6 protein-coding genes are annotated in these 5,780 nt (G+C 63.0%); 3 read left to right on the top strand and 3 right to left on the bottom strand.

The window, feature by feature from the left end; all coding sequences use genetic code 11:
* Positions 1-2,017, top strand: a 2,017-nt coding sequence (locus tag AC1DXS_RS24575) for a 3-hydroxyacyl-CoA dehydrogenase NAD-binding domain-containing protein (RefSeq protein WP_477740060.1), incomplete at its 5' end; no start/stop codon positions are given.
* Between the two features lie 46 nt (positions 2,018-2,063).
* Positions 2,064-2,807 (top strand): 3-oxoacyl-[acyl-carrier-protein] reductase, encoded by a 744-nt coding sequence (fabG, locus tag AC1DXS_RS24570; RefSeq protein ID WP_477740059.1) that lies wholly within the window; start codon positions 2,064-2,066, stop codon positions 2,805-2,807.
* Positions 2,808-2,886: 79 nt separating this feature from the next.
* On the opposite strand, the gene AC1DXS_RS24565 is transcribed toward fabG, so the two are convergent.
* Positions 2,887-3,144 (bottom strand): hypothetical protein, encoded by a 258-nt coding sequence (locus AC1DXS_RS24565; protein ID WP_477740058.1) that lies wholly within the window; start codon positions 3,142-3,144, stop codon positions 2,887-2,889.
* A 127-nt stretch (positions 3,145-3,271) separates the two neighbouring features.
* Positions 3,272-3,628, bottom strand: coding sequence for a hypothetical protein (locus AC1DXS_RS24560; protein WP_477740057.1), 357 nt, complete (start codon positions 3,626-3,628; stop codon positions 3,272-3,274).
* 292 nt (positions 3,629-3,920) lie between these two features.
* On the opposite strand from AC1DXS_RS24560, the gene AC1DXS_RS24555 reads away from it, so the two are divergent.
* On the top strand, positions 3,921-4,160 hold the full coding sequence (locus tag AC1DXS_RS24555) for a hypothetical protein (RefSeq protein WP_477740056.1): 240 nt from the start codon (positions 3,921-3,923) through the stop codon (positions 4,158-4,160).
* 44 nt (positions 4,161-4,204) lie between these two features.
* Here AC1DXS_RS24555 and AC1DXS_RS24550 read toward each other — a convergent pair.
* Positions 4,205-5,780 (bottom strand): hybrid sensor histidine kinase/response regulator (locus AC1DXS_RS24550; RefSeq protein WP_477740055.1); only part of this gene is annotated, 1,576 nt, incomplete at its 5' end.

The following is a 5,780-nucleotide window of genomic DNA, read 5'->3' as shown; positions in this document are numbered from 1 at the left end:
AGACAAGGCATCGCTCAAGGGCATCATCCTGGCATCGGCCAAATCCACCTTCTTTGCCGGCGCCGACCTCAAGGCGGTGATGCGGCTTACACCCGCCGACGCTCCCAAGGCTTATGCCGAAGTCGAGCGCGTCAAGAAAAACTTCCGCACGCTCGAAACCCTGGGCATTCCCGTGGCCAGCTGCCTCAACGGCACGGCGCTGGGTGGCGGCTGGGAGGTCGCGCTGGTCGGCCATTACCGCGTGGCGGTGGACGACAGCAAGACCCAGTTCGGCCTGCCCGAGGTGACCCTGGGCCTCTTGCCCGGCGCCAGCGGCGTGACCAAGATGACGCGCCACCTGGGCCTGATGGGCGCGCAGCCCTACCTCGTCGAGGGCAAGACCTTTGACCCGCGCCAGGCGCTGGCGCTGGGCCTGGTGCATAAACTGGCGGCCGACGCGGGCGATCTACGCGCCAAGGCCCTGGCCTGGCTGGCCACGAACCCGAAAGCCCAACATCCCTGGGAAGCGAAAGACTACAGAATCCCGGGCGGCACGCCGGCCAACCCAAAGATCGCCGCGGCTCTCAGCGTCGCACCCGCCATGCTCAAAAAGCAGACGCGCGGCCTGTACCCCGCGCCCGAGGCCATCCTGGCCTGCATGGTCGAAGGCACGCAGGTGGACCTGGAAACGGCCTTGCGCATCGAAAGCCGCTACCTCGCCAGGCTCATGACAGGCGCCAATGCCAAGGCCATGATCAACACCTTCTTCTTCAACATGAACGCCATCAAGAGCGGACAGTCGCGACCGGCGGGGGTGCCCAGGTTCAGGCCCAGCAAGGTCGGCATCCTGGGCGCCGGCATGATGGGTGCGGGCATCGCCTACGCACAGGCGAGCCGGGGTATCAGCACCGTGCTCAAGGACGTGAGCAAAGACAAAGCCGAGGCCGGCAAGGCCTACAGCAGCAAGATCACCGCGCCGCGCGTCGAGAAGGGCCGCATGACGGCCGCCGAGCAGAATGCCCTGCTCTCGCGCATCACCGCGACCGGCCAGGCCACCGACCTCACCGGCTGCGAACTCATCATCGAAGCCGTATTCGAGCGGCGCGACCTCAAGGCCAAGGTCACGCGGGAGGCCGAACCGCTGCTGGCGCCCGGCGGCTTTTTTGCCTCCAACACATCGACCCTGCCCATCTCCAGCCTGGCCACGGCCAGCGACCGACCCGAAAAATTCATAGGCATCCACTTCTTCAGCCCGGTCGACAAGATGAAGCTGGTCGAGATCATCCGCGGCAAGGAAACCGACGACGAAACCGTGGCCCGCGCCTTCGACTATGTGCAGGCCCTGGGCAAGATACCCATCGTGGTCAACGACTCGCGCGGCTTTTACACCAGCCGCACCTTCGGCACCTTTGTGATGGAGGGCGCGGCCATGCTGGGCGAAGGCATCCCCGCCGCCGTGATCGAGAACGCCGGCGTCCAGGCCGGCATGCCCGTGGGCCCGCTGGCCGTGCTCGACGAAACCGCGCTCTCGCTGAGCGTGCACGTGCTGGACCAGACCCGCACCGACTTCACGGCCGGAGGCAAGACCTACACGGCAACGCCCGGCGAACTGCTGGTCGAACGCATGGTGAAAGAACTCAAGCGCCCCGGCCGCGCGGCCGGTGGCGGCTTTTACGACTACCCCACAGAGCCGGGCGCAAAAAAGCAGCTGTGGCCCGAACTCAAGCCCCTGTTTGAAAAGCCCGGCGCGGCCTGGGACATCCAGGAACTCAAGGACCGCCTGCTCTACCGCCAGGCCGTGGAGACGGCCCGCTGCCTCAGCGAAGGCGTGCTCACCACGGTGCACGACGCCAACATAGGCTCCATCTTCGGCATAGGCTTTCCGGCCTGGACGGGCGGCGCCATGCAGTTCATCTACGGCATGGGCGTTGAAGTTTTCATTGCGCGCTGCGGCGATCTGGCTGCCAGGTTCGGGCCCGGCTTTGTGCTGATCGGAGCGGTCAAGGACACGATCCGCAAACACCAGCCGATTTACTGATCGACGGTATCCTTCTTCTTTCACCCCCCTCTACTCTTTCCTTCACATGCAAAGACTCCAGAACAAGATCAGCCTCATCACCGGCGCCGCCCAGGGCATAGGCCTGGCCACCGCCCTCAAGTTCGCCAAAGAAGGCGCAACCGTCATCGTCTGCGACGTCAAGCAGGCCGGTGTCGACGACGCAGTCAAACAGTGCCAGGCCCTGGGCGCACAGGCCATGGGATTTGTGATGGACGTGACCCAGCGCGCCATGGTCGACGCCGTCGTCGGCAAAGTCAAAGACCAGTTCGGCCGCATCGACGTACTCGTCAACAATGCCGGCATCACGCAAGACGCGCGCCTGCAAAAAATGACGCTGGAGCAATTCGACAAAGTGATTGACGTGAACCTGCGCGGCGTTTTTCACTGCGCGCAAGCCGTGGCCGACACCATGGTCGCCCAGGGAAGCGGCGTGATCCTCAACGCCAGTTCCGTCGTCGGCATCTACGGCAACTTCGGCCAGACCAACTACGCCGCCAGCAAGTTCGGCGTGATCGGCTTCACCAAAACCTGGAGCCGCGAACTGGGCCCCAAGGGCGTGCGCGTCAACGCCGTCGCGCCGGGTTTTGTGGCCACACACATCCTGGACACCATTCCCGAGAAAGTCCTCAAGGAAATGGAAGCCCACGTGCCGCTCAAGCGCTTGGGCAAGCCCGAGGAGATCGCCAATGTCTACGCGTTTCTGGCGAGCGATGAGGCGAGCTATGTCAATGGGGCGGTGATTGAGGTGTCTGGGGGGATGTCGGTTTAGGGCCGAAGCTGGGACAAACGTTCTGCGGCCATGCGACGAGGCAACCCCTGCCCCGGGGTTGGGCACTCGCACTCAGGCTTCATCCACGCTCGTCTTTGACCGTCGCCGCATTCAACAGCTTCTGTGGATCACTGTTTGCCAAGTGAACCAGTTCAGGCATGTCGTCCAGGCTTCGCGCCAGAAAGACGATTGCGCCGAGGATCTGATCCGTGGGTTTGGCGACGCCGGCCAAAAGCTCACCGGCCCGTGTGGAGGCTCCGACTCCGAAACGCCGCTCAATTTCGTGGCGACGGTCTTCAGCCGTTAAACCGTATTCGCGCGCGCTTCGCCGGGTCATGGTGAAGCTTCTCCTTCGGCCTGACGGTTCGCATGAGCGGCCGGAGCCGGCTTGCGGGCGACGGCCTGCTGGATGGAAAAGTCAGGCACCATGGCCTCCTGCATGCGTAACTCACCCTCCGAGGAATTCAGTCATTAAATTCACTCGGGTGAATCGTGTCGTACACATGGCCCTCACAACAAAAAACCACCATCCACAACCCGAACCTGTGGTCCAAGTCGGGAGGCATCAGTTTATTGAGTGCCCGCGCAAGGGACTGTTTGACGCCCGGATCAATGTCTTTGCCTTCCGCCGATGGCGTTTCAACCGTCACCATCACCAGGGCTTCTTTTTCATAAAGCTCGATCTTCGGTATCGACCATCGCGCTGCGCTTGCGTTGACAAATGCGAGCGCCACTTGCTCAGGCAGGTCCGGCTGAGAAGAAAAAGTGCCCATGGCTTGTGATGTGGGTCCTGCAGGTCGGTGAATCAGCGATGGCAGCATGATGCGTTATGACAGGGGCGCGTCAACAGCCTCGGGAACAAAGGGAATTTTTCACCAAAATTAGTTCCTGTTTTCCAGCCTGTATGTCGCACAAAGGGATTACGTGAATAGGCGTAAGCGCGGCGCCGCCCTCCTTCAAACGGGGGATGCCCGCGCTGCCAGGCCATGACATATTCCACGTTTGTGCAGTCCAGGCGTTCACGCCCGGGAAACTACCCAGCCAAGCTGTGCAAAATGACATGGCGCGTGGGCGTCGAAGCTGTCAGTATCCAGTCAATACCCAAGGAGACACATGCCCGCCGTTCTGCCCATCCGCTTCGCCCTTGCCGGCGATGCCGCCCTCGAAGAAGCCCGCCACGCCGACAGCGCTGCGCGCATGGAACGCTTCAACAGCCTCACCGCGAAAATGGCCGCATACCAGCACGGCACAGGTCCTGCACCGGCAGTCAGTGAGTTCGAGCAATGGAAGGAAGATGCGGCGTTTCAGCAGGCGATGGGCAGGTTGCTCGCGCATGCGCCGTCGCCCCACTGACTCGGACGGGCCAGCCGCCGGAGGCGGCAGGCCGGGCTGCCAGCTCAGTCCAGCCGTTGAATCAAATCTTCAAGGGCCGGGAAATCAACCGGCTTCACCAGATGGCAGTCAAAGCCACCGGTCAGGGTCCGGGTCTTGTCATCCTCGTGACCGTAACCGGTCACGGCCGCGATGAGCATGCCTGGGCCGTAGGGCAAGCTGCGCAGCTCGCTGGCGACCTCAAAGCCGTTCATCCCCGGCATGCCGATATCGACCAGCGCGGCGTCGGCCTTGTAGGTTTTTGCGATCTCGAGCGCGTCGGGCCCGTTGTACGCGACCTTGGCCGAATGGCCCAACAGCCGGAGCACTTCCGCGAGGCTGTCGGCCGCGTCCCGGTTGTCATCAACCACCAGGAATTTTTTTGCGGGCTCTTCGGCAGCTGCCGCCTTGCTTGAGGTCGCTCCGGGAATGGAAAACCAGAACCGGCTTCCTTTGTCAGGGCCCTCGCTTTCGGCGCTGAGGACGCCGCCATGCATTTCCACCAGCGACTTGGCCAGCGTCAAGCCAATGCCCAGCCCGCTTTCCTTGGCGGCTGATTGCATGTCGCCCTGGGAGAACAGCTCAAAGATCTCCTGCATGGCCGTCTTGGTGAGGCCCAGGCCGGTGTCGGATACCTCGGTCAATACCTGCGCGCCCTCCACCCGGCAACGCAAGGCGATGTTGCCGCCCGCGGGCGTGTACTTGGCGGCGTTGGTCAAAAGGTTCTGGATCACCTGGGTCAGGCGAATGCTGTCGGCGTCCAGATAGACGTCGTCCTTGGGCAGCTCCAGGGAGAAGGTGTGGTGCCGGGCGTCCATCAGGGGGCGCATGGCCTCGGCGGCGCGGCTCAAGACCTGGTTGTAGAGGACGGTTTCTTTTTTGAGCCGTATCTTGCCCGTGCTCAGGCGCCCGACGTCCAGCAGGTCGTCTACCAGCCGCGTCATGTGGGTCAACTGCCGGTCTATCATCTCGCGGCTGTTTTTGACCACGGGGCTGGGCGCGGGCTCAAGCTGCAGGACGGTGACGGCATTGCGGATGGGCGCAAGCGGATTGCGCAGTTCATGCGCGAGCATGGCCAGGAACTCATTCATGCGCTGGCTGGACCTCTCCAGCTCTTCGAGCCGCCGGCGCTCTGACATGTCCCGGGTGATCTTGGCGAAGCCGCGCAACTGCCCTTCAGCATCTCGGATCGCCGTGATGACGACATTGGCCCAGAACCGGGTGCCGTCCTTGCGAACGCGCCAGCCCTCTTCTTCCGCGCGGCCTTTTTGAAGCGCCGTGCGCAGCTCGTTTTCGGGCATGCCGAGCGCCAGTTCCTCGGGCCGGTAAAACATCCGGAAGTGGCGGCCTATGGCTTCAGAGGCCGTGTAGCCCTTGAGGATCTGCGCGCCGGTGTTCCAGCTCTGGATGACGCCTTCGGGGTCCAGCATGAAGATCGCGTAGTCCTGCACGCCCTCGACCATCAGGCGCAGCCGCTCTTCGCTTTCGCGCAGGGCCTGCTCCTGCCTGCGCCTTTCGGTGAGGTCTCGGGTGACCTTGGCAAAGCCCGCATGGCTTCCATCCGGGTCGGTCAAGGCGGTGATGACCACATTGGCCCAGAAC

It is taken from the genome of Polaromonas sp. P3_B1, from assembly GCF_056402935.1.
Note: the sequence above shows the minus strand (reverse complement) of the source record. Positions and strands in the feature narration are given on the sequence as shown.

What these genes read in the sequence shown, in the direction of transcription:
- fabG (WP_477740059.1), top strand. Translation starts at nt 2,064, where the DNA reads ATGCAAAGACTCCAGAACAAGATCAGCCTCATCACCGGCGCCGCCCAG.
- AC1DXS_RS24565 (WP_477740058.1), bottom strand. Translation starts at nt 3,144, where the DNA reads ATGACCCGGCGAAGCGCGCGCGAATACGGTTTAACGGCTGAAGACCGT.
- AC1DXS_RS24555 (WP_477740056.1), top strand. Translation starts at nt 3,921, where the DNA reads ATGCCCGCCGTTCTGCCCATCCGCTTCGCCCTTGCCGGCGATGCCGCC.
- AC1DXS_RS24560 (WP_477740057.1), bottom strand. Translation starts at nt 3,628, where the DNA reads ATGCTGCCATCGCTGATTCACCGACCTGCAGGACCCACATCACAAGCC.